We start from the raw sequence: 23,857 nt of genomic DNA, 5'->3' as shown, positions 1-23,857 counted from the left end.
GTCACGTGGGACGAGTGCAGATCACGCCAGGCGGATGAGTCCGTAGTCGAACGCGTGCCGCCGGTAGACGACGGAAGGCTTGTCCGACTCCTTGTCGTGGAACAGGAAAAAATCGTGTCCTACCAGCTCCATCTCGTACAGAGCATCGTCGATGGTCATCGGTGTGGCCTTGTGTTCCTTGGTCCGCACCACCTGACCCGGCCTGTGCTCGTGCGGCTGCGATTCCTGGCCGTCGAGGGAGATGTCGGGGTTGATACCGAGACTCTCGTCCTCGGCGAGTGCTGCAGTGGCCTCTGCCACCGATACCGGGGTCTTCTCCCCGTAATGGACCTTCTTTCGGTCCTTGGTGCGGCGGAGCCTGCTCTCGAGCTTCGCGGTGACCGACTCGAATGCTGCATAGAAACTGTCGGCCGACGCTTCGGCTCGGGCTACCGGCCCTTTGCCTCGGGCAGTGATCTCGACGCGCTGGGCGCTCTTCCTCTGGCGTCGATTGCGTTCGTGCTGTAGTTCGACATCGAACAGGAAAATGGAGGGGTCGAAGCGCTCGAGGCGCGACAGCTTCTCGGAGACGTACACACGAAAGTGGTCGGGAACCTCGACGTTGCGTCCCTTGACGACAATATCGGCGCTAGGGGCATCGGTCTTCTCTTGTGCATCCGTGGTGCGTTCGTCGATGAAAACCGAAGCTTGCGAAGGGGTCGTCACTCGTACCTCCCGATTACGGCCCCGCCCCGAAATGGGCGGCGGCGGATTTGAGCAATGCCGGGAAGGGGTCCGCCCGGCACCAGGTTCGAAGTACCACCTCCTACCTGTGTTTCGGGTGTGTCCGCGACGCTAGTACGTAACTCGCGCGAGTGCCACTGTTCGGCGCAATTTCATCCAGCCGACACCGAGATTGTCGCGGCCTCGCCGCGAGGTCAGCCGACTCCGGCCAGGACGACCACCGAGGAAACCGGAATGCCGGCGCCGGACAGCACCCGGATCGACTCGGCCGCGGTCGCCCCCGTGGTCGAGACGTCGTCGATCAGGACTACCGTCTTACGTTGCGCCGCAGACCTTTCCGAACACAGATGCTGTGCGAATCGGTGGCCGCGCGAGGTGAGGAGAACACCACCCTCGAGGTTTACTCTACGTTGATCCGCGGACAGTCCGACGGAATCCCGCACCCCTCTGCGCATGGCCAGCGCCGGACACACCCGGGACGCTCCCACCGCGGCGACAGCAATCCGGGTTACGGGATCGCCACCCCGCATCCTGGCCGCCCGCGAACGCGTGGGAGCGGGCACGAGGACCACCGGCGCGACCTCGGGCGGCGCCAGTTCACCCCATTGGTGCAGCCGCGCGAGTGCGCCCGCGACAGCGGAACCGAGCGGCACCGCGAGGTCGCGCCGGCCCCGTTCCTTCGCAGCGATCACCGCCCGGCGACGTGGACCCGAGTACGGTCCCAGCGCCCACACCGCGACTCCCGGATCGACCCGCGGCTGCAGGAGAATCGGATCGTCGGCCAACTCGGCGGCGCAGCCCTGGCACCATTGCGTGCCCGGCTCCGCGCACCCACCGCATTCTGCCGGCAGAATCAGATCGAGCAGCGTCCGTGAGCCGGGCAGTATGCGCATGCCGTCATCTTCCGCACCCCCACCGACAGATCGCCCCACCGGAATCAGCCCGGCAGAATCGGTATCGCTTTCACACCCGTCAGCCCGGGAACCTCGCGCCAGTACCGATCCCCCGCCGGATCGTTGTTGTTCAACTGGAAGACGGCGCGCGAATCGGCGACGAACTCCGTCGTCGTCGAGGCGTCCACAGCCACCACCGGGGCCGTGAGGTTACGGCTCGGCAGGGCGTCCATCCGTGAGCCGTCGACCGCGATCTGCACCACCGGAATATCCGAGGCCGCACGCGCGACGACGATCGTGTCACTCGTGCTCCAGTCGAGCGACAGAGCCGGACTTCCGAGGCCGATCGCCACCGCGCGCGGGTTGGTGAGGGCGTACCCGCCACCGGGCTTCTGCGCCACGATGGCCAAATACACCTTGCCGTCCACGATGAGCGCCGCACGCACTCCGTCGCGAGAGAGCCGAAGCTCGGTGATGGTAGACCCCAGTGCAGTGACAGCACCCACATCCACGTTCTCGACCGAGGTCCGCCCTGTTCCTGGCTCGCGCAGCACCCGGATCACGGCATTGCCGTTGACCGCCGCCCAGATGGCCGAGTTGTCGGGCGCCCACGTCGGACGGGTTATCGCGCCCCCCTCGAGCACGGACGCCGCGCCGTCCTCATAGGCGCCGACCATCAGGGCACTCGCCGGCTCGGGCGGTGGACGTCCGGTGTCCGCGACGGCGGCCACGAGTTTGCCGTCCTGCGACAGCGCGAGGGAACGCATGCTCCGCGCCGAACCGAAGTATCCCGGCACCGGGGTCACCCCGGTCTCGGTGACACTCACCATCGACCCGTCGCGGAGGGCATGCAGACCCACCGTGGCACTCGAGGTCGCGAACGGATTCATCGACGCGACGTCGGCGGTGGTCCAGCCGTTGGGGAAACGATCGTCGAAGGGCTCACCGTCCGCGAGCAGCACGTAGGGACCGGAGATTTCCGCGTTCGCGAGGGTCCAGATCACCTGCGCCGCAAACAATCCCTTCGCCTGCTGATCCATCGGCCGTACACCGGAGAAATCGATCCGGATGCCCCCGAGCCCCACACCCACCTGAGCGGTGCGCCCGTCCGCCTTCGTGATCGGTCCCCGGACCGACACACCCTCGCCGAGCTCGTTACGCACAGCGGGGGCGAGTGCCGACTTCGGCCCGTCGATCAGCAGACCCATCAATTGGGCCGCCATCTGATCCTGCGCGCCCGACACCCAGCGTGGATCCGGCACCACCGTCGTCCCGGCAGGGTCGAGGAAGTACAGCGATTTGCGTTGATAGGTGTTGAGGAACTGGGCCCGGTCGAGAATTACTCCGGACGGCAGCTCCGAGATCCGCCACTCCCCGCCCTGCATCTCCAGACTGATCTTCGTCTCGAAACTTCCCTCTTCTGCGACGTACAGTCCGCCCGGTTCCAGTTGCCCCACCTTGTTGGCACGGATGGTGTAGGTCGCGCGATCGGTAGACCGGGCCTCGGGCAGAACGTCGACCTTGTCGACGATGGTGGCGCTCGCCGCATCGTCCCACCTGCCGGACACCCCGGGGGTGAGGAACTGCCGTGCAGCAAGGTGGCGGCTCGACGGATCGGTGCTGGCCTTGAAGAAGTCGCGCAGGAGCAGGTCCGGTTCCCGGCCCGGTGCGGGTGCGGCCACGCTCGATCCCGGCGAATCGCGGTTGATCGTGCCGATTGCCTGGGGTGTCGACGAATCAGGCAGGCTGGCGCATCCACCGACCGTGACGAGTACGGCTCCGACCACAGCAGCCCAGATCGATCGGATCACGGGCGTCGACGACGAGCGCATCATCCGTCCCGCTCCGTTGTATGCGGCCCTTCACGGTCGCCGACGTGGGCACTCTCGCGCTCGCGTGGCCCGGGGGGCCCGGAATGTTCAGGCAACTCGCGTTTCTGCGGCACGGTCCGGGATTCGTCGACGGCGGTTTCGGGGCTGTCGTTACGCAGCGGCATCGACGTGTCCCCCGGGAAGGGCTGTCCCTGAACGTATTTGCCGGTGCCGGGTTTGAGCGGCAGCGGACTCGAGACCACTTTCCGGCCCCGCACCCTCGGCAACGTCAACCGGAAGCAAGCGCCCTGACCGGGCTCACCCCACGCCTCGAGCCGGCCGTCGTGCAGGTTCGCGTCCTCGACACTGATGGCCAGTCCGAGTCCGGTGCCGCCGGAGCGGCGCACTCGCGAGGGGTCCGACCGCCAGAACCGATTGAACACAAGTTTCTCCTCGCCCGGCCGCAACCCGACACCTTGGTCACGCACGATGAACGCTGCGGCACTGTCGTCGGCACGCAGACGCAGGAGCACCGGTTTGCCCTCCCCGTGGTCGATGGCATTGGCGAGGAGGTTGCGCAGTATGCGTTCGACGCGGCGCGGATCCACCTCCGCCATGACAGCCTGGTCCGGCAGGTCGACGATCAATTCCGTCCCGCTCTCGCGCGCGAGGTGCCGCACCGTGGACACGGCGGCTCGCGCGCACATCCGCAGGTCGAGTTGCTCGGCCGCCAGCTCGGCGACACCGGCGTCGTGGCGGCTGATCTCGAGCAGATCGACCAACAGGCCCTCGAACCGGTCCAGTTCGGCGACAAGTAGCTCGGAGGAGCGCCGGAGTACGGGGTCGAGTTCGTCACTGCCGTCGTGGATGAGATCGGCCGCCATCCGCACGGTGGTGAGCGGCGTGCGGAGCTCGTGACTGATGTCCGAGGTGAAGCGCTTCTGCAGGTTGCCGAACTCCTCCAGCTGGGTGATCTGCTTGGACAGACTTTCAGCCATCTCGTTGAACGACATCGCCAGCCGGGCCATGTCGTCCTCACCGCGCACGGGCATACGCTCCTTCAGACGGCCGTCGGCGAACCGCACCGCGATCCGGGAGGCGGACCGAATCGGGAGGACCACCTGCCGGGCCACGAGGAGCGCGATGGCCGCCAGGAGCACGGCAAGCACCGCGCCGCCGACGAGCAGAGTCCCGCGTACCAGCGACAGGCTGCGGTCCTCGCTCGCCAACGGGAAGATGAGGTAAAGCTCGAGTGTCGAGATGGCCGAGGCCGTCGGGCTCCCGACGATCAGCGCGGGACCGGAGTATCCCTCGGGGTCGTTCACGGTGGCGAACTGGTAGCTCACCTGACCGGCCTGCACGAACGCCCGCAGCGACTCCGGTATCTGATCGGCAGGACCACTCGAGGTCGGCGCCCGCGACCCGTCACCGGGCACGATCAGCACCGGGTCGAAGGTGCCTGCCGATCCGGAATCCTGACCGGCGTCCGGCTCCCTGTTCGTGAGGGCAGCGCGGGCGCCGTCGAGCTGTGTGGTGGGCGAACTGGTGTCTTCGGCCCCGGCCAGCTGCCCTTCGACCGTGCTCCGGGCGCGGTCCATCTCCTCGGTCGCGGCGTTGATCTTCGTCTCGAGCAGCCGATCGGTGATCTGGCTGGTGAGCACGACTCCGAGGACGACGATGACGATGAGCGACAACGTCAGCGTCGACACGACCACCCTCAACTGCAGCGAGCGACGCCACGTGTGCGCGAGGGTATTACTCAGTGAGTGACCCCACCGAAGGATCGGCGATACGCGTCGGTTGACACGACGCCGCCATCGGGAAACACCTGTCACGGCGGTCCGGCCTTGTAGCCGACCCCCCTGACCGTCAAAACCACTTCGGGATTCTCGGGATCAGTCTCGACTTTGGCGCGCAGACGCTGAACGTGCACGTTGACCAGTCGGGTATCGGCTGCATGACGGTAACCCCACACCTGCTCGAGCAGAACCTCACGGGTGAACACCTGCCGCGGCTTGCGGGCCAGCGCAACCAGGAGGTCGAATTCGAGGGGTGTGAGGGAAATCAGTTCTTCGCCCCGGCTCACCTTGTGAGCGGGAACATCGATGACGATGTCGGCGATGCTGAGCAGTTCGGCGGGTTCGTCCTCGGTCCGGCGAAGCCGCGCGCGAACCCTCGCCACCAGCTCCTTCGGCTTGAACGGCTTCATGATGTAGTCGTCCGCGCCGGATTCCAATCCCAGAACCACGTCGACGGTGTCCGTCTTCGCCGTCAGCATCACGATCGGCACACCGGAGTCGGCGCGGAGCACCCGGCACACGTCGATACCGTTCATCCCTGGCAGCATCAAGTCGAGTAACACCAGGTCCGGGCGAGTCTCCCGGACTGCGGTGAGCGCCTGGGTCCCGTCCCCCACCACGTACGGGTCGAAACCTTCGCCGCGGAGAACGATCGTGAGCATCTCCGCGAGCGCAGTGTCGTCGTCGACAACCAGAATCCTTGGCTTCATGTCCCTATCGTTGCATCTTCGGAGCCCGTAACAGTCCGTTCGCCGTTACGGCGTGCCGTGTTCTTTCTCGCCACGGCGTCCCGTGCCGTCATTCAAGAGTGCCAGGTTTTCGGCGAGCGTGAGCGGATCGGTGTCCGGGGACAGCACCCACCACGGCGACATCCAGTCGGCCGCGGCCAGTTGTCGGTACACCTCACCGGTGCGTTCCTGCAGCCCGCGGTCGCGCTCGTAGGCGTCGAGCGCCCGGCTCGCGTCTTCCGACTCACGTCCGCGCGCACGTTGTTCGGCCAGAGCCACGGGCACATCGAGGTACAGCTGGAGGTCGGGCCGGGGCAGTGCCAGGCGACCGAATTCGAGCTCCCGTACCCAGTCCACGAATTCGCCGTCTGCGCCCTGATGCAACCGAGCGGCCCCGTAGGCGGCGTTGGACGCCACGTAGCGATCGAGGAGGACGATGTCGCAGCCGGCGAGCAGTTCGGACATCTCCGCGATCGCGCCGGACCGGTCGAGGGCGAACATCACCGCCATCGCGTGCACCGATCCGCTGAGATCGCCGTGTGCCCCCTTCAGCGCCTCCGATGCCAGATCGGCATGGACGGAGCGACCGTATCGAGGGAAGTCGAGGGTGCCGACCCGGAGCCCCGCCTCGTCAAGTCGCTTTTGGACGGCCGTGACCAGTGTCCGCTTGCCTGCGCCGTCGAGGCCTTCGAGCGCTACGAGCGTTCCGACAGAAGTGGTTCCCACGGGGAAGAAGGCTATCCCCCGGCCCGCACGCAGCGGACCGGGGGACGCCATCATCTCTAGTAGCGGTAGTGCTCGGGCTTGTACGGTCCCTCGACGTCGACGCCGATGTACTCCGCCTGCTCCTTGGTGAGCTTGGTGAGCGTGCCACCGAGTGCCTCGACGTGGATCTTCGCGACCTTCTCGTCCAGGTGCTTGGGCAGCCGGTACACCTCGTTGTCGTACTCGTCCGGCTTGGTCCACAGCTCGATCTGAGCGATGACCTGGTTGGAGAAGCTGTTGCTCATCACGAACGACGGGTGGCCGGTGGCGTTGCCGAGGTTCAGGAGTCGTCCTTCGGACAGCACGATGATGGAGTGACCGTCCCCGAAGCGGAACTCGTCCACCTGGGGCTTGATGTTGATACGGGTCACCTCGCCGGATCGCTCGAGACCGGCCATGTCGATCTCGTTGTCGAAGTGACCGATGTTGCCCAGGATGGCCTGGTGCTTCATCTGCTTCATGTGCTCGAAGGTGATGATGTCCTTGTTGCCGGTGGACGTGATCACGATGTCCGCCCAGCCGATAGCCTGCTCGACCGTCTTCACCTCGAAGCCGTCCATGAGCGCCTGCAGCGCGTTGATCGGGTCGACCTCGGTCACTGCGACGCGCGCACCCTGTCCGCGGAGCGCCTCGGCGCAGCCCTTGCCGACATCGCCGTAGCCACAGACCAGCGCGGCCTTGCCACCGATCAGGACGTCGGTACCGCGGTTGATGCCGTCGAGCAGCGAGTGGCGGGTGCCGTACTTGTTGTCGAACTTGCTCTTGGTGACCGAGTCGTTGACGTTGATCGCCGGGAAGGTGAGCTCACCGGCAGCCGCGACTTGGTACAGGCGCAGAACTCCGGTAGTGGTCTCCTCGGTGACACCCTGCACGGATTCGGCGATCTTCGACCACTTGCCCTTGTCGGCCTCGAGGGAGCGGCGCAGCAGGTTGAGGAAGACCTTGTACTCGTCGGAATCCTGGTCGTCGTCGGTGGGGGGCACGACGCCGGCCTTCTCGAACTGCGCACCCTTGAGGACGAGCATCGTGGCGTCGCCGCCGTCGTCGAGGATCATGTTCGCCGGCTTGTCGGCGTCCGGCCAGGTGAGCATCTGCTCGGCGGCCCACCAGTACTCCTCGAGTGTTTCGCCCTTCCACGCGAAGACCGGGGTTCCCTTCGGCTCCTCCGGCGTCCCGTGCGGACCGACCACGATGGCGGCAGCGGCGTGATCCTGGGTGGAGAAGATGTTGCACGATGCCCAGCGGACATCGGCGCCCAGCGCGGTGAGCGTCTCGATGAGAACTGCGGTCTGAATCGTCATGTGCAGCGATCCGGAGATGCGTGCGCCCTTCAGTGGGAGCACCTCCGCGTACTCGCGGCGAAGCGCCATCAGTCCCGGCATCTCGTGCTCGGCGAGCCGGATCTCCTTGCGGCCGAACTCCGCGAGCGAAAGGTCCGCCACCTTGAAATCGATCCCGTTACGGCTCTCGGCCACGGGCGTGGTTGAAACTGAGGTCGTCATCTGCCTCTCCTGGTTGGCTGCTGTTTCGATCAAGGCTATCGGTACGGCCGCCGAAGGGTGACACTCAGACGACCGTCCGCGGACTCAGCCTTCCAACCGATCGGCCCCGTCGACTGCCCTGTCCACGAAAGGTCCGAGAAGAGCACCGAGATCCTCGGCAACGTTGGCCTCCGACTCGGGGGGCATCGAGATGTAACTCATAGCCAGCCGCACGATGGCGCGACTCAGAATTCCCGCGTCCACCACACTCGCTCGCACCCAGCTACGGTGGAAAACTTCTGCCAGCCGGGTCGATGCACGCTCGATGATGGGTGCACTCTCGGTCGTGATCAACCGCAGCAGGTCCGGTTTGGTCTCACCGCGTAGCAGCGACTGCACCAGCGGATCGGAGAGACTCGCGGCGAAGAACGCGGTGAAGCCCGACAGCAGTGCGGCTCGCCCCTGCCCGACGTGGGCGACCAGCGCCTCGTCGACCGCATCGACCAATTCGTCCGCCAACCGAAGGGCGTATGCCTCCGCAAGCCCCTGACGGGACTTGAATTCGTTGTACAGGGTCTGCCTGCTTACCCCGGCACCGGCCGCGACGTCCGACATCGTGATGTCGGACCAGTCCTTCTCGAACAACAGATCGCGCATGGCGTCGAGCACCGACTGACGCAGCAGCAGCCGCGTGGCCTCCTGGTAGGTCACTCTGACACGCGACGAAGTCATGCTCACGACATTAGTGCCCGGCATCGCACGCCGGTGCGTCCGGTACGTGGCCACGCCGGGCACTGTCATCCGGAAGTCAGCTCCGCTCGATCTCGACCATGAAGAAGTCCGCTTTCGCAGCGCCGCAATCCGGGCAACTCCAGTTTTCCGGTATGTCGTCCCAACGAGTTCCGGGTTCGATGCCGTCTTCCGGCCACCCCAGCGCCTCGTCGTATTCGAACCCGCATTGCACACACTGGTAGAGCTTGTACTCGGTCATGTCGTGCCTCCTGTTGTGGTCGCCGCCTTCTCGAAGTCGAGCTTCTCCCGCACCCCGCAGTCGGGGCAGCACCAGTCCTCGGGGATCGAATCCCACTGCGTGCCAGCCGGGAATCCTTCCCGGGGTGCGCCGGTCGCCTCGTCGTAGACGTACTCACAGACCGGACAGCGGTACGCGCTCATGCCCGGGCCCCGTACTTCGCGAGAACCTCGGCGCGCTTCGCGGGGTGGATGTTGACGCGGGTGACGTCCCCGTCGTAGTGAGCGAGGACCCGGGGATCCATCACCTTGCGCCACAGCGGCGGGAAGTAGGCGAGCGTAATCATGCTCGCGTAACCGCTGGGCAGATTGGGGGCGCCGTCCATGCTCCGCAGCGTCTGGTAACGCCGGGTCGGGTTGGCGTGGTGATCGCTGTGTCGCTGCAGGTGGTACAGGAAGATGTTGGTGCAGATGTGGTCGCTGTTCCAACTGTGCTCGGGAGTGCAACGTTCGTAGCGACCACTGGCTGTCTTCTGCCTGCGCAGCCCATAGTGCTCGAGATAGTTGACCGTCTCGAGCAGACAGAAGCCGAAGACGGCCTGGATCACCAGATACGGTGCGATGCCGAGGCCGAACGTTGCCAGCAGAGCGCCGAACAGCACCACCGACATCGCCCAGGCGTTGAGGACGTCGTTGTGAATCGTCCACGGCCCCTTACCCAGGCGGTCCAGCCGGGCCTTCTCGAGTCGCCAGGACGACGTCAGGCTCCCCCACACGCTGCGCGGCAGGAACGCCCACAAGGTCTCGCCCATACGGGAACTCGCGGGATCCTCGGGCGTGGCTACCCGCACGTGGTGACCGCGGTTGTGCTCGATGTAGAAATGGCCGTAGAACGATTGCGCCAAGGTCACCTTCGACAGCCACCGTTCGAGCTCGTCCTTCTTGTGGCCAAGCTCGTGTGCGGTATTGATCCCGATTCCTGCCACACAGCCGATGCTGATCGCGAGGCCGATCTTCGAGAGCACCCCGAGGCCACCCTCGATACCCAGCCACCCGAGATCGGACGCGGACCATAGGTAGCAGGCCGTCACGAGACTGAGAATCTGGAAGGGAATGTAGGCGTAGGTGCAGTACCGGTAGTACCTGTCGTTCTCGAGCCGGTCCATCACCTCGTCGGGCGGGTTCTCGCCGTCCGGACCGAAGAACACGTCCAGAATCGGCAGCAGGACGTAGACCAGCAGTGGACCGATCCACCACCACACGAGCGCCACCGCGTCGAGACCGAGTCGACCCGAGGCCCACACGAGTCCGATCGCGAGAAACACCGCAGTGGGCGGTATCAGTCCCAGTAGCCATAAATAGCGCTTCTTGTCCCGCCACTGTTCGGTCGGTATCGCCGGTTCCGCTTGTGGACGTGTTGCCATGTCCGCTCCTTCGCTTTCACCTCATACGTGAGGCAGGTCACCAATGAGGTAGACAATATCTGGCTTTACGTCCTTGATCTATACAAATCTACCATTTTGTAAACTTGATCGATCAAGAAGGTCGCGGGCAAGACAAATCCGCCGGGAAAGCACCGTGGTGCTTTCCCGGCGGACCGGATACCCGAGGCGGGTTGCGGGTCAGATCACCTCGCCGCGACTGCGCCTGCCCATCATGGAATGTCTGCGGCCGTACGCGAAGTAGATGATCACGCCGAGCAACATCCACACGACGAACCGGATCCATGTTTCGACGGAGAGGTTGAACATCAACCACAGGCAGGCCAGTACCGCGAGAATCGGCACCAGCGGCACCAGCGGGACGCGGAACCCACGGGGCAGATCGGGCCGGGTCCGGCGTAGCACGATGACGCCGACCGAGACCAGGACGAAAGCGAACAACGTGCCGATGTTCACCATCTCTTCGAGGGTGCCTATCGGAAAGAAGCCGGCGAGAACAGCTACCACGACACCGACGAGCACGGTGATGCGGACCGGCGTGCCGTGCTTGCCGGTCGGCGCGAGACGCCTCGGCATCAGGCCGTCACGCGACATGGCGAACAGCACCCGGGTCTGGCCCAGCATGAGCACCATTACTACCGTCGTCAGACCGGCCAGTGCACCGAACGAGATGAGATTCTTCGCCCACGTGATGCCGTGAATGTCGAAGGCGGTAGCCAGATTGGACGTGTCGCCGGCCAACTCCTTGTAGTCGACCATCCCGGTGAGAACCAGGGTGACTGCGACGTAGAGAACGGTGACGATCGCGAGTGAGCCCAGGATGCCGCGGGGCAGAGCCTTCTGCGGATCCTTGGTCTCCTCGGCGGTAGTGGCAACGATGTCGAAACCGATGAATGCGAAGAACACGAGACTGGCCGCGGCGAGGAGCCCGTACCAACCGAACGTGCTGCCACCGGCGCCCGTCACATAGGAGAACAGCGACTGGTGAATACCCTCACCGGTCTCGGCGGGCTCGGACGGCGGGATGTACGGCGAATAGTTGTCACTCTCGATATAGAACGCGCCCACCACTACCACCACGAGCACGACCGCCACCTTGATCGTCGTGATGACGAGCGACACGCGTGACGACAGCTTTGTACCGGTGACGAGCAGAACGGTGATGACCGCGACGATCAGCACCGCGCCCCAGTCGAATTTCCACGACCCGAACTGGGCGATCGGCGTGTGATTGCCGATCACCTCGCCGAGATAGAGGGACCACCCCTTGGCGACGACCGAGGCGGCGAGGGCGAACTCCAGGATGAGGTCCCAGCCGATGATCCAGGCGACGAACTCACCGAACGTCGCGTACGAGAAGGTGTATGCACTGCCTGCCACCGGAACGGTCGACGCGAACTCGGCATAGCACAGTGCCGCGAGACCACACGCGATTGCGGCGATCACGAACGCCGCCGACACTGCAGGTCCCGCGACGTTCCCGGCGGTCCGGGCGGTAAGGGTGAAGATGCCGGCACCGATGACGACGGCGACACCGAACACCGTGAGGTCCCACGCCGTGAGGTCTTTCCGGAGCTTGGTCTCGGGCTCGTCCGTGTCGCGGATCGACTGCTCGATCGACTTGGTCCGGAACAGTCCATTGGCGCGACCGCTCACCTCCGGTCCACTGCCTTTGTCCTGGATGGCCACATCAGCCTCCTCATTCGAAAGTTGCGGTTCAGCCTATGCTTCGGCGGCCCTGAACAGGTCGGGTTCGAGGTAGATGCGACGGCCGCCGAAACCGCTCGTCGCACCCGGACCTCGGTCCGCAAAGGCGGCTCACAGGCTACGCGATGGGTGCGCCGACTCTCGCATTGAACAGCTGGACTCGGTCCGATGTCGCGGTCACCGACACGTCGGGGTCCTCCGCGGCGATCCAGACTGCACTGCCCTGTTCCACATCGAGGCGCTCGCTACCGCACGCCACCTGAACCGAACCCGCGGTGCAGAGCAGAATCTGCGGACCTTCCGTCCGGAAGCGATGTTCGACAGCACCGTTCGACGACAGATCGATCCTCGTCAAACAGAATTCGGGAGCGGGCGAGACGTACATGGCCTCGGCGCTGCCGGGCAACTCCTCGGCCTCGAGGACAGGGATGTCGACGGAATCGAAGTCGAGCACCCGGAGGAGTTCGGGAACGTCGACGTGCTTGGGAGTGAGTCCACCGCGGAGAACGTTGTCGGAGTTCGCCATGATCTCCACGGCCATCCCGTGCAGGTACGCGTGGAGGTTTCCCGCGTCGAGGTAGAGCGCCTGCCCAGGCTCGAGGGTGACCCTGTTCAGCAGGAGAGCGGCGAGGACGCCCGCATCACCGGGATACACCTCACTCAACTCGAGTGCGGTTCGGACCTCGGCAACGAAGTCACCGTCCTTGGCTCCTGACAGATACTCGACGCACCCGTCGAGCACACGCGGCATCAGCGCACTGAGGACGGGCTGGGGCAGAGTGATCCAGGTGGTGAACAGGGCACGCAACCCATCCGAGTCGGGTTGCCCCGCAATGAGCCCGGCGTAGGGCTGGAGTTCGGGCACCGCGATCGCGTCGAGCAGCTCCACCGTCCGCTTCGGATCCCGGAAACCGGCCAGAGCGTCGAACCGGCTCAGCGCGACCACGAGCTCCGGTTTGTGGCTGTCGTCCTTGTAGTTGCGAATCGAGGATCCGAGCGGGATGCCCAGCTCGTTCTCGCGCGCGAAACCTTCGCGGGCCTGTTCCGCACTCGGGTGCGCCTGGAGCGACAGCGGCTCCTCGGCGGCAAGCAGTTTGAGGAGGAACGGAAGGCGTTCGCCGAAGGTCTCGACGCTGCGGCGACCGAGTTGGCGCTCCGGCTCGGTGCGCACCAGGTCCAGGAGCGACCGCTCCCCTTCGTCGGTGACGACGCGTGCGGGATCCGCCGGATGAGCACCGAGCCACAGTTCCGCCTCCGGATGTGCCGTCGGAACGGGCAGTCCGCGCAGCTCAGCGATAGCGGTGCGCGATCCCCATGCATAGGATCGGAGCGCACCTTCGAGTCGGTGCACTAGATACCGCCGATCAGCTGCAGGTATGCGGCAGTCATGTCGAGCCGCCCTACGAGGACCGCGGCCTGCTCGAGTTCCGACCGCTGCGACGGCGACGGGCCCTCGTCGGAAGCTGCGACGACGATGTCGGCGTCCCCCAGCACCGCGGTCTTGCGTTCGGTCAGCATCAGCTCGGCCTCGGCCGAGAAGACAAAGGTGCGGACGGGACTGGCGGAGGGCGGGCCGTCGAGTTCCGGATCGTGGAAGATCGAATCGGGAACGGCCGCCGGCGCACGGAATGTGTTTGCCGCACTCAGGACGTCCGACAGTTCGGACGCGGTTGCCACCCGGCCCGCGTGCAGTAGCGCCTCGGCGCCGTGACGCGCCAGTTCCATCGCGCTTTCCGTGTCGCCGGTGAGTACGACTCGTCGTCCCTGCATCCGGGAGGCGAGAGACTTCGCCGGATTGTGGAAGACCTCGTTCGTCGGTCGATCGCGGAGGGCTTCGCTGTCGACGGCGTCGGCGAGCTGCTCGAGATCGGGCACCTCGTCGCCCCACCGCTCCGATCCCACCACGCGCAGGACCGCGAGGAGGACCGCGAAGTATCGCAGCAGACCATGACGGGTCAGAGCCCGAACCCTGGGCGCGAACATCAGCACGCGCCCCGCCGCGGCCGCCTGCAGAGGCCCCTCATCGGGTGCAGCCACCACTACCTCGGCGCCCCGGCGCACCGCCGCATCGATGGCCTGCACGAGTCGAGGATCACCGGCGTCGTCGCCGGCCACCACGACCACGTCGAGGGGTCCGACCCATACCGGCGTACTGGCGGCACGGACGAGGGGGAACCCGATCCGTTCGGCGAGGACCGCCGTGAGGATCGCCGCGCCACGGCTAGCCCGTCCCGAGCCGGTCACCACCACCACACTGCGCGGCCGAAGACCGTGCAGGCGTTCGAGAACCCCCTCCTCGACGGCGGCTCTGGTGGCCCGGATCTGGGCGCCGCCCATCGCCGCGGACCGAAGGACTCCCACGGTGTCCGCGGCAACCAGTGCGTCACCGTCGTCGAGATCCAACAGGGGCGTCGGCGCTGTCATGACACCGCACCCCCTTTCTCTTTTCTCGGAACAAGCCTCATCGAAACTTGTGTGCGTGCAAAACCTGTTATTCCAACTATGGCAGTCAGGATCGGACGATGCCCAGTATCTCGGTAACGAGTGCGTCTACGTCTTCCGCCGTGGGCGCTTCCACGTTGAGCCGTAGCAGCGGTTCGGTATTGGACGCCCGCAGATTGAACCAGGCACGGCCGGCCAGATCGACGGTCACGCCATCGAGCCGGTCGACACCCGTGCTGCGATCGGCGAACGCAGACACGACTGCAGCGGTGCGCTCCGCAGCGTCGGCGACGGTGGAGTTGATTTCCCCGGAGGCCGTGTACCGCTCGTACTTGGCCATCAGCTCGGACAACGGACGCTCCTGCTCCCCCAGCGCAGCGAGCACGTGCAGTCCCGCCAGCATCCCCGAGTCGGCGCCCCAGAACGAGCGGAAGTAATAGTGCGCGGAGTGCTCACCACCGAAGACCGCACCGGTTTCCGCCATCTGTTGCTTGATGAAGGAATGGCCGACCCTTGTGCGCACCGGCGACCCGCCCAGCTCGGTGACCAGTTCCGGGACCGCCCGCGACGTGATGAGGTTGTGGATGATGGTGGCGCCGGGCTCCTTCGCCAGCTCCCGCTCGGCGACGAGGGCCGTCACCGCCGACGGCGAAACGGGATTTCCCAGCTCGTCCACGACGAAGCAGCGGTCGGCGTCACCGTCGAATGCCAGACCGATGTCGGCACCCGTCTTCCGCACATGCTCCTGCAGATCGACCAGATTGGCAGGGTCGAGCGGATTCGCCTCGTGGTTGGGGAACGTGCCGTCGAGTTCGAAGAACAGCGGTTCCACGGTCACCGCCATGGGCTCGAGCACGGCAGGCACAGTGTGCCCACCCATCCCGTTCCCCGCGTCGACCGCGACCTTCAAATGTCGCATGTCGGCGAGATTGACGAGGCCGCGGACGAAGCTCGCGTACCGCTCGAGTACGTCCTCGTCCGTCACCGCGCCGGGCGCTCCGTCGAACTCGGGAACTCCCTCGATCACCTCGGCGGCGATCGTCGCCAGGCCGGTCTCCTGACCGACCGGCTTGGCTCCGGCACGGCAGAGTTTGATCCCGTTGTACTCGGCGGGATTGTGGCTCGCAGTGAACATCGCACCCGGGCAGTCGAACAGCCCCGACGCGAAATACAACTGGTCGGTCGACGCCAGGCCGATGAGAACCACGTCGACACCCTGCGCGGTGACACCGTGGGCGAAGGCCTTCACGAGGTCCGGGGAGGATGCCCGCATATCGTGGCCGACGACCACCTTTTTCGCCCCGTCGTCGCGCACGAGTCGCGCGAAGGCGCCGCCGACATCCTGGACGAACGCGGCATCGATGAGTTCACCGACCACACCACGCACGTCGTAAGCCTTGATCACGGCATGTACGGACTCGGCTGATCGCGCCACTTCTGTTTTCTCCTTTACGAGCACCAGTGCTGGCGCCAGCCTAATGCCTGCCCGGCGCGGGCACGTCCCGGCAACCGCGAGACGGCGCTCACGCCAAGGACGGACGAACAGGAAGTCAGTTGGCCGGGTCGGGAAGAACCCGCAGGTGACCACGGCGACCGGTTCGGACCGGTGGGGTGTGCATGCCGGTGTCGGCACGTTCTTCGGCGGAGGCGGCTCGTTCGGAACGCCCGCGCTCGCCCAACCCGGCCTCGCGCACGGCCTCCGCCAATGCGGTCAGATCATCCTCGTCCGGCGTGCTCGAGGAGAATCCGCCCTCGTACCGGACCAGTTCCCACCCCTTCGGTGCGGTGATCCGCGAAGCGTGGGTGTCGCACAGATCCCAGGAATGAGGCTCGTCGACGGTGGCCAGAGGACCCACGACAGCGGTGGAATCCGAATAGACGTACGTGAGCGTCGCGACAGCGGGGTTCTTGCACCCGGGGCGGCAGCATCGACGCAGAGATCTCACAGCTAGGGAGCCTAGCCCCACGGAGGCCCGGCACCTACTCGGACACACCGAGAGTGTGCGGCTGTCGTAATGTCCAGTCCATGTCCAGAGCACGACGCAGGCGTCCGGTGACCACCCGATCAGTCGACCGTCGGGGACGCGGAATTCGCGGGTCGGTGTTCCCGCCCGACGCGCCCGCACGGCGCAGTCGCGCGGAAAAATTCGATCTCGTGGTGCTCGAAGCGTTTGCGCCGATCGACGCACAGTGGCGTGAGCGCCTCACAAAGCTGGACATCGCCGTTGACGAGGTCCCGAAAATTCATGCGCTCGATCCGGATTCGGTGAACTGGCCGCCGGAGGTCGTGGCGGACGGACCGGTGCCGCTGTCGCGGCTGATACCCGCGGGCATCGACCGGCACGGCACCGCTACCCGCGCGCGGGTGGTCCTGTTCCGCCGTCCGCTCGAACAGCGTGCTAAAGACCCGGACGATCTGACCGACCTGGTGCACGACGTGCTCGTACAGCAGGTGAGCACCTACCTCGGCGTCGAACCAGAAATCATCGACCCCGATCTGCCGGGCGAGGAGGACTGACTAGACGATCCCCCGCTTGAGCCGACGGCGCTCGCGCTCCGACAGGCCACCCCAGATGCCGAACCGCTCGTCGTTGGCCAACGCGTAGTCCAGGCACTCGTCCTTGACTTCACAGCCCAAGCAGATTCGCTTCGCTTCCCGCGTGGAGCCGCCCTTTTCCGGGAAGAAGGCCTCAGGATCGGTCTGCGCGCACAGCGCGCGTTCCTGCCACTGATCCTCGATGGTCTCGAAAAGATGGTCGAAACCCGTCACCACGCTCAACGCCGGGCGAGTGCCCGCCGTCTCGATCTCCTGCGCGACGAGTTGTCGCACCGGATTCTCACTTACCTTGTCTTCTTGCACACAGACTTCTTGAACACAGACGCCGTCTGCTGCGCCTGCTTCGGAATTGGTCTGCGGTTCGTCGCTTACTGTGCTCCAGCGAGTCTCCGACTCGACCTGCTCATTGGGCATCGCTCCGCCTCCTCACCTGTGATAGCGCAGAAAATTTCGATCGTTCACGTACCCCGAACCGAACACCCCTGCCATCCGTTCGAACAACCGTTCGAATTGATCCCCGCTGCAAGCGATTCCACGCCTACAACGTCGGAATGACATATTTGTGATTAGACACGCCCAGCGTGTCGCGGTCAAGCTAAGCCGAAAATGTCCATTACTATTTCGCGCTCGAATTCGCGGAGGGAAGCGGCCGACCGCCTCCGCCGGAGCACCGCCTAGGCTTTGCTTCGTGAACGTGACTGTATTGGTTGGCGGAGTCGGTGGGGCTCGATTCCTGCAAGGCGTACGCAGACTCCTCGGCACCGACGGGGCGCAGGAGGGCGACTCTCCCACCCCTCGGATCACCGCTGTCGTCAATGTCGGTGACGACGTGTGGATGCACGGCCTGCGCATCTGCCCCGACCTGGACACCTGCATGTACACCCTCGGCGGCGGCATCGACACCGAGCGTGGATGGGGTCATGCGGGAGAGACCTGGAACGCCAAGGAGGAACTTGCGGCGTACGGTGCCAAACCCGATTGGTTCGGTCTGGGCGACCGCGACATCGCCACACACCTGATTCGCAGCCAGATGCTGCGCACAGGGTACCCGTTGTCGGCTGTGACCGAGGCCCTGTGCAATCGCTGGCAGCCGGGTGTCGCCCTGTTGCCGGTCACCGACGACCGCAGTGAGACGCATGTCGTCATCACGGATCCGGAAGACGGTGAGCAGCGCGCAATCCACTTCCAGGAATGGTGGGTCCGGCACCGCGCCCAGGTCCCGACACACAGTTTCGCGCACATCGGAGCCGAGCAGGCGAAGCCCGCCCCCGGAGTGGTGGAGGCGATCGAGTCCGCGGACATCGTCCTGCTCGCCCCGTCGAATCCGGTGGTCAGCATCGGGGCGATCCTCGCCGTCCCGGGCATCCGCGGGGCCTTGCGCACGACGGCCGCGAAGGTGGTCGGCGTCTCCCCGATCATCGGCGGAAAGCCGTTGCGCGGCATGGCGGACGAATGCCTGGACGTCATCGGGGTCGAGACGTCGGCGGAGGCGATCGGGCGCTACTACGGGGCGCGCAGCGGGACCGGAATCCTCGACGGCTGGCTGGTCCACGACACCGACACCGCCGACGTTCCCGGGGTCGAGGTCCGGAGTGTGCCGTTGATCATGACCGACCCCGACGCGACCGCGGCAATGGTCCGGGCCGCCCTGGACGTGGCAGGGGTGCCGCTGTGAACGATCACGCGCCGGGCGGCCCGCTCGAAATCCTGCCGGTCCTCGGTCTGCCCGAGTTCCGCCCCGGCGACGATCTCGCCGCCGCCGTGGTTGCGGCGGCATCGTGGCTTCGCGACGGTGACGTGCTGGTGGTGACCAGCAAGGTGTTCTCCAAAGTGGAGGGCCGCATCGTCGCCTCCCCCACCGATCCCGACGAACGAGACGCCGCCCGGCGGCGCCTCGTCGAGCAGGAAGCCGTCCGCATCGTCGCCAGGAAGGGACGCACACTGATCACCGAGAATCGCCTCGGGATCGTCCAAGCGGCCTCGGGGATCGACGGTTCGAACGTCGAGGGGTCCGAACTCGCTCTGCTGCCCGAGGATCCGGACCGCAGCGCTCGTGGTCTCCGGGACGCGATCAAGGCCGCCCTCGGTGTCACCGTCGCTGTCGTCGTCACCGACACGATGGGACGGGCGTGGCGTAATGGTCAGATCGATGCCGCGATCGGTGCGGCCGGTCTTCCCGTCCTGCACGCGTATGCCGGGGCCCGCGACGGCCAGGGCAACGAGCTGATCGTCACCGAAGTGGCGATCGCCGACGAGATCGCCGCGGCAGGCGATCTCGTGAAGGGAAAGCTCGGCGGCGTGCCCGTCGCTGTCGTGCGGGGCCTCGACGTCGGCGACGACGGGTCCCGCGGGGCGGATCTGATCCGGCGCGGACCTGAAGACTTGTTCTGGCTCGGCACCGCCGAATCGCTGGCTCAGGGCCGATCCGAGGCCCTTCTGCTGCGGCGCTCGATCCGGCAGTTCTCCGACGAGCCTGTCGACGCCGACGCCGTTCGCGCCTCGATCTCCGAAGCGCTCACCGCTCCTGCGCCGCACCACACTCGCCCGGTCCGGTTCGTCTGGATCCGGACCCGCGCGATCCGGGACGAACTGCTGTCCCGCATGCGGGATCAGTGGCGGGCCGACCTCATCTCCGACGGCATGGACGCGGCGGCCGTCGAAGCCCGGGTGGCGCGGGGGAACATTCTCTTCGACGCCCCCGAGGTCGTCATCCCCTTCTGTGTTCCCGACGGCGCCCACAGCTATCCCGACGCACGCAGGCAAACGGCCGAATCCACGATGTTCACCGTGGCCGTCGGCGCGGCTGTGCAGGGATTGCTCGTCTCCTTGGCCGTCAAGGGGATCGGCAGTTGCTGGATCGGCTCGACAATTTTCGCCGCCGACGTCGTGCGCAGCGTCCTCGAATTGCCCGCCGACTGGCAGCCTCTCGGTGCCGTCGCGATCGGCCATCCCCTGGAGCCGCTCGCGCCGCGAGATGTTCCCGACCCCGCCGACGCCCTTCTCGAACGGTAATCGCCGCGACATGAGCGCCGAATCTCTGCACCGGTCTGCGACCGAGGTACTCGAGGCCTGGAAAACAGGTAGCGAGAGCGACGAATCGTTACGCCACACCATGCTTGCGTTCCTCGGTTCCGCACCTCTCGGCTGTCTCCGCGAGCACGCCCCGGGTCACATCACGGCGTCGTCGCTGGTTCTGGACGAAGGCGGCTGCCACGTGCTCCTCACCTTGCATCCCCGTGTCGGCCGGTGGATCCAGCTGGGCGGGCACTGCGAGGCCACCGACGAGACCGTCGTCGACGCGGCCCTGCGCGAGGCCTGCGAAGAGTCGGGTATTCCAGATCTACGGATCGACCCCGAATTGCTTTCGGCGCACACACATCCCATCACCTGTTCACTGGGACAGCCGACCCGCCATCTCGATCTGCGCTTCCTCGTACGAGCCCGGCCCGACGCACACATCGTGCGCAGTTCCGAATCCACAGACCTGCGCTGGTGGCCGGTGGACGCGCTGCCGCCCGCCGCGGAGAAGTCGACGATCGACCACCTGGTCCATCTCGCCGGGCTGCGCTGAGCAGGACTACCTGCGCCAGGTGGCGCAGTAGTCCTGTGTGCCTACGCCTTTCACACGTCGGTGCTGAACCGCACTCCGCCGTCCGGAAGCGTCACACCCGGCCACACCCGGGCCCCACGCAACAGCTCACACCGGGCACCGATGTCGGCTCCGTCGCCGATCACCGCATCGCGGACCAGAGCCCGCGGACCGATGCGCGCACCGAAACCGATGATGGACCGTTCCACGGTCGCCCCTGCCTCGACGACCGCACCGTCGAACAGCACGGCGCCGTCGAGGCGTGCACCCGCCCCGACCTCGGCCCCCCGGCCGACCACGGTGCCGCCGATCAGCAAGGCACCCGGGGCGACACCCGCTCCTGGGTGAACCAGGGATTCGCCGCGGGGCCCGTCGAGTGCCGGCGAGGGGGCAATGCCCCGGACGAGGTCCGCCGAGCCGCGGACGAAGTCCTCCGGAGTGCCCATGTCACGCCAGTACGACGAGTCCACGTGCCCGTACACTCGGGCGCCCTCCGCCAGCAGAGCCGGGAAGACCTCGCGCTCCACCGACACCGGCCGTCCGGATGGGATCTGTTCGATGATGTCGCGCTTGAACACGTAGCAGCCAGCGTTGATCTGGTCTGTCGGCGGGTCCTGAGTCTTCTCCAGGAACGCCGTGACGCGTCCGTCCGCGTCGGTGGGAACGCAACCGAACGCCCGCGGATCGCCCACCCGCACGAGGTGCAGCGTGACGTCGGCTTCGGTGGTTCGGTGTGTGTCGAGGATCCCGCCGAGGTCGGTGCCGCCGAGCACGTCACCGTTGAACACCATGGTGTTCTCACCGCGCAGTTTCGGAAGCACGTTGCGGATGCCGCCACCGGTTCCGAGCGGCTCGGTCTCCGTGACGTAGTCGATCTCGAGACCCAGCTTCGACCCGTCACCGAAGTATTCTTCGAACACCTCCGCTTTGAAGGACGTGCCCAGGACGACGTGGTTGATTCCCGCCGCCGCGATACGCGCGAGCAGGTGGGTGAGGAACGGCAGACCTGCCGTCGGCAGCATCGGCTTGGGCGCCGACAACGTCAGCGGGCGAAGCCGAGTGCCCTTGCCCCCCACCAGCACCACTGCATCGGTCTTCTGTTCACCTGTCATCGGACGTCGCCCCCTCGTTGGTCATTCTTGTGTCGTTCGCGCACTGCCGCGGCCACCGCCAACCTCGACCGCACCGCCAATCCTCCCCGGAGGGCCCACCGCAACGGCGCCTGCCACCAGTGCGGGTGCCGGTCTGCCTGGAAGCGGTAGGCACTCTGGTGATGGGCAGGCAACATCAATTCGGGATGCTTCCCGGCTGCATGCCCCTTGGCGTGCGTGACCTCGGCCGACGGGACGTAGACGTTGAGCCAACCCGCCTTGCCCAGCCGGTCACCGAGATCGACATCCTCCATGTACATGAAGTAGCGGGAGTCGAAACCGTTGATCGAATCGAATGCCGCCCGGCGCATCAGCAGGCATGAACCGGACAACCAGCCGACCGCGCGCTCGCTGAGCGACTCGTTCTCCTGGCGGTAACCGGCGGTCCAGGGATTGGACGGCCACACCGTGCCCAGGACCGCGTGGCCTGCCCCCGACACCAGGTCGGGCACCTGGCGCGCCGAGGGATACACGCTTCCGTCAGGTTCGAGCACGAGGGGACCGAGGGCTCCCGCCCGTGGCCACCGCTCCGCAGCCGCGAGAAGAACGTCGATCGATCCGGGCGCCCACCGAACATCCGGATTGGCCACGACGACGAACTCGATCTCTTCGTCGATCTCCGCCACAGCCCGGTTGACGGCACCGCCGTAACCGATGTTCCCGCCGGTGCGTAACAGGCGCACATGCTCGTACGCCTTGTCCGCAGCCTCGGGAGCGCCGTCCGTCGAACCGTTGTCGGCCATCACGACCTGCGGCTCTTCTTTCGTCGCCTCGGCGAGAGTGTCCAGGAAATGCTCCAGATGCTCGCCTGGCGAATAGGTCACCGTCACCACGGCCAGCTTCGAACTCACGCGGGCAAGCGTAGCCGTTCCGGCGCGCTCCGCCTCACACGACCGTTGTCAGCGCTGCGCGCAAGGCGTCACGCCACGGCCGCATAGGTGTGAGCCCTGCGCCTACCCAGGCGTTCTGTGACAGAACAGAGAACGCCGGGCGCGGGGCGGGGCGCACGAACTGCGTACTCGAGCATGGGCGAACCCGCTCCGGGTCGGCCCCTGCCTCCTCGAAAACCGCCCGGGCGAGGTCGAACCAGCTGGCCTTCCCTGCGTTGGTGGCATGCAGTACCGGGACCGTGACATCGGTGCGGAGTACCAGTTCCAGGAGGGCGGCCGCGAGGTCGCCGGCGAAGGTGGGCGAACCCACCTGATCGTTCACCACGTCGATCGTGTCGCGCTCACGTTCGAGGCGAAGCATTGTGGCCACGAAATCGGAACCCGCACCGCTGTAGACCCACGCGGTCCGCACGACGTGGGCGGTGGGAAGCGCTGCGTGCACAGCGCGCTCACCCGCCAGTTTCGTGCGCCCATACGCTGTCGCCGGCCCGGTCGGCGAATCCACCTCGTACGGCGTGTCCGCCTGGCCGGCGAACACGTAGTCGGTGGAGACGTGCACCAGCCGCGCACCCGCACGGGCACACGCCGCCGCGAGATTCGCCGGGCCTCGCTCGTTGACGGCGAGTGCCGTCGCCTCGTCGGATTCGGCGGCGTCCACTGCGGTGTACGCAGCGCAGTTGATCACGACCGATCCGCTCTCCACCTGCGAGTCCACGGCGCCGCGGTCGGTGATGTCGAGTTCGTCCGATCCCACGCCGCGCACCGCGATTCCTGCCGCCTCCGCGCATCGGACAAGGTGTCTGCCCAGTTGTCCCCGGGCACCGGTCACCAGTATTTCCGTCACGCGGTCAGTCTGGCACGCCGATCGCCGCGTCCCGACTCCGAACGCGCCGACCAGTAGCCTGGTTTG

At 66.1% G+C, this 23,857-nt stretch carries 24 protein-coding genes; 4 read left to right on the top strand and 20 right to left on the bottom strand.

Annotation, left to right across the window (positions count from 1 at the left end; all coding sequences use genetic code 11):
- Nucleotides 1-21 precede the first annotated feature (21 nt).
- The 16 genes from hpf to L1080_RS06330 all read right to left on the bottom strand — a co-directional run bounded on the left by hpf (nucleotide 22) and on the right by L1080_RS06330 (nucleotide 16,706).
- Complete coding sequence (gene hpf, locus L1080_RS06405; RefSeq protein WP_159925881.1) at nucleotides 22-705, bottom strand: ribosome hibernation-promoting factor, HPF/YfiA family; 684 nt, start codon at nucleotides 703-705, stop codon at nucleotides 22-24.
- Between the two features lie 212 nt (nucleotides 706-917).
- Nucleotides 918-1,616, bottom strand: a complete 699-nt coding sequence (locus L1080_RS06400) for a ComF family protein (RefSeq protein WP_159925879.1) — start codon at nucleotides 1,614-1,616, stop codon at nucleotides 918-920.
- A 44-nt stretch (nucleotides 1,617-1,660) separates the two neighbouring features.
- On the bottom strand, nucleotides 1,661-3,451 hold the full coding sequence (gene lpqB / locus L1080_RS06395) for an MtrAB system accessory lipoprotein LpqB (RefSeq protein ID WP_159925877.1): 1,791 nt from the start codon (nucleotides 3,449-3,451) through the stop codon (nucleotides 1,661-1,663).
- Entirely contained in the window at nucleotides 3,448-5,262 is a 1,815-nt protein-coding gene (gene mtrB, locus L1080_RS06390; RefSeq protein WP_159925875.1) for an MtrAB system histidine kinase MtrB, read from the bottom strand. Before mtrB ends, lpqB begins: the two co-directional genes overlap by 4 nt.
- Nucleotides 5,259-5,936, bottom strand: coding sequence for an MtrAB system response regulator MtrA (gene mtrA / locus L1080_RS06385; RefSeq protein ID WP_005240059.1), 678 nt, complete (start codon nucleotides 5,934-5,936; stop codon nucleotides 5,259-5,261). Before mtrA ends, mtrB begins: the two co-directional genes overlap by 4 nt.
- 45 nt (nucleotides 5,937-5,981) lie before the next feature.
- Nucleotides 5,982-6,680 (bottom strand): dTMP kinase, encoded by a 699-nt coding sequence (locus tag L1080_RS06380; RefSeq protein WP_250764874.1) that lies wholly within the window; start codon nucleotides 6,678-6,680, stop codon nucleotides 5,982-5,984.
- 56 nt (nucleotides 6,681-6,736) lie between these two features.
- Entirely contained in the window at nucleotides 6,737-8,221 is a 1,485-nt protein-coding gene (ahcY, locus tag L1080_RS06375) for an adenosylhomocysteinase (protein ID WP_250764877.1), read from the bottom strand.
- A gap of 84 nt (nucleotides 8,222-8,305) precedes the next feature.
- Nucleotides 8,306-8,932, bottom strand: coding sequence for a TetR/AcrR family transcriptional regulator (locus L1080_RS06370; RefSeq protein WP_109335204.1), 627 nt, complete (start codon nucleotides 8,930-8,932; stop codon nucleotides 8,306-8,308).
- Nucleotides 8,933-9,008: 76 nt separating this feature from the next.
- Entirely contained in the window at nucleotides 9,009-9,191 is a 183-nt protein-coding gene (locus tag L1080_RS06365) for a rubredoxin (protein WP_250764881.1), read from the bottom strand.
- Entirely contained in the window at nucleotides 9,188-9,373 is a 186-nt protein-coding gene (locus L1080_RS06360; RefSeq protein ID WP_159925871.1) for a rubredoxin, read from the bottom strand. Before L1080_RS06360 ends, L1080_RS06365 begins: the two co-directional genes overlap by 4 nt.
- On the bottom strand, nucleotides 9,370-10,593 hold the full coding sequence (locus tag L1080_RS06355; protein WP_250764884.1) for an alkane 1-monooxygenase: 1,224 nt from the start codon (nucleotides 10,591-10,593) through the stop codon (nucleotides 9,370-9,372). Before L1080_RS06355 ends, L1080_RS06360 begins: the two co-directional genes overlap by 4 nt.
- A 198-nt stretch (nucleotides 10,594-10,791) precedes the next feature.
- Nucleotides 10,792-12,300, bottom strand: coding sequence for an amino acid permease (locus L1080_RS06350; RefSeq protein ID WP_109331269.1), 1,509 nt, complete (start codon nucleotides 12,298-12,300; stop codon nucleotides 10,792-10,794).
- Between the two features lie 136 nt (nucleotides 12,301-12,436).
- Entirely contained in the window at nucleotides 12,437-13,669 is a 1,233-nt protein-coding gene (gene manA / locus L1080_RS06345) for a mannose-6-phosphate isomerase, class I (protein WP_159925867.1), read from the bottom strand.
- Entirely contained in the window at nucleotides 13,669-14,742 is a 1,074-nt protein-coding gene (locus L1080_RS06340) for a tobH protein (RefSeq protein WP_250764888.1), read from the bottom strand. Before L1080_RS06340 ends, manA begins: the two co-directional genes overlap by 1 nt.
- An 85-nt stretch (nucleotides 14,743-14,827) precedes the next feature.
- Nucleotides 14,828-16,195 (bottom strand): phosphomannomutase/phosphoglucomutase, encoded by a 1,368-nt coding sequence (locus L1080_RS06335; RefSeq protein ID WP_250764891.1) that lies wholly within the window; start codon nucleotides 16,193-16,195, stop codon nucleotides 14,828-14,830.
- A 115-nt stretch (nucleotides 16,196-16,310) separates the two neighbouring features.
- The gene (locus L1080_RS06330; protein ID WP_109331273.1) at nucleotides 16,311-16,706 is read right to left on the bottom strand and encodes a DUF3499 domain-containing protein; all 396 of its coding nucleotides are present in this window, start codon (nucleotides 16,704-16,706) and stop codon (nucleotides 16,311-16,313) included.
- An 80-nt stretch (nucleotides 16,707-16,786) separates the two neighbouring features.
- Between L1080_RS06330 and L1080_RS06325 the strand changes: the two genes are divergently transcribed.
- Nucleotides 16,787-17,278 carry a metallopeptidase family protein gene (locus L1080_RS06325; protein WP_201453459.1) on the top strand — a complete coding sequence of 164 codons (492 nt, stop codon included), beginning with the start codon at nucleotides 16,787-16,789 and terminating at the stop codon, nucleotides 17,276-17,278.
- On the opposite strand, the gene L1080_RS06320 is transcribed toward L1080_RS06325, so the two are convergent.
- Nucleotides 17,279-17,539: a WhiB family transcriptional regulator gene (locus L1080_RS06320; protein ID WP_201453656.1), complete on the bottom strand. Its 261-nt coding sequence runs from the start codon at nucleotides 17,537-17,539 to the stop codon at nucleotides 17,279-17,281.
- A gap of 466 nt (nucleotides 17,540-18,005) precedes the next feature.
- Here L1080_RS06320 and cofD point away from each other — a divergent pair, with 466 nt between their 5' ends.
- The 3 genes from cofD to L1080_RS06305 are packed head-to-tail and all read left to right on the top strand — an operon-like array spanning nucleotide 18,006 to nucleotide 20,888.
- A complete protein-coding gene (cofD, locus tag L1080_RS06315) occupies nucleotides 18,006-18,992 on the top strand; it encodes a 2-phospho-L-lactate transferase (protein WP_250764906.1) in 987 nt (328 codons plus the stop codon).
- Nucleotides 18,989-20,329: a coenzyme F420-0:L-glutamate ligase gene (locus L1080_RS06310; RefSeq protein WP_250764909.1), complete on the top strand. Its 1,341-nt coding sequence runs from the start codon at nucleotides 18,989-18,991 to the stop codon at nucleotides 20,327-20,329. Before cofD ends, L1080_RS06310 begins: the two co-directional genes overlap by 4 nt.
- A 10-nt stretch (nucleotides 20,330-20,339) precedes the next feature.
- Nucleotides 20,340-20,888: an NUDIX hydrolase gene (locus L1080_RS06305; protein ID WP_250764924.1), complete on the top strand. Its 549-nt coding sequence runs from the start codon at nucleotides 20,340-20,342 to the stop codon at nucleotides 20,886-20,888.
- 50 nt (nucleotides 20,889-20,938) lie between these two features.
- Here the strand turns inward: L1080_RS06305 and manB are convergent, their stop codons facing one another.
- From manB to rfbD, 3 genes are read right to left on the bottom strand one after another with little or no spacing between them, the layout of a single operon-like run.
- On the bottom strand, nucleotides 20,939-22,018 hold the full coding sequence (gene manB, locus L1080_RS06300; protein ID WP_159925857.1) for a mannose-1-phosphate guanylyltransferase: 1,080 nt from the start codon (nucleotides 22,016-22,018) through the stop codon (nucleotides 20,939-20,941).
- The gene (locus tag L1080_RS06295; protein WP_159925856.1) at nucleotides 22,015-22,908 is read right to left on the bottom strand and encodes a glycosyltransferase family 2 protein; all 894 of its coding nucleotides are present in this window, start codon (nucleotides 22,906-22,908) and stop codon (nucleotides 22,015-22,017) included. Before L1080_RS06295 ends, manB begins: the two co-directional genes overlap by 4 nt.
- Before the next feature lie 34 nt (nucleotides 22,909-22,942).
- The gene (rfbD, locus tag L1080_RS06290; protein WP_250764927.1) at nucleotides 22,943-23,791 is read right to left on the bottom strand and encodes a dTDP-4-dehydrorhamnose reductase; all 849 of its coding nucleotides are present in this window, start codon (nucleotides 23,789-23,791) and stop codon (nucleotides 22,943-22,945) included.
- Between the last annotated feature and the right edge of the window lie 66 nt (nucleotides 23,792-23,857).

It is taken from the genome of Rhodococcus sp. MSC1_016, assembly GCF_023667485.2.
Lineage (GTDB): Bacteria > Actinomycetota > Actinomycetes > Mycobacteriales > Mycobacteriaceae > Rhodococcus_F > Rhodococcus_F oxybenzonivorans.
This window is presented reverse-complemented; position numbering and strand designations above follow the sequence as displayed.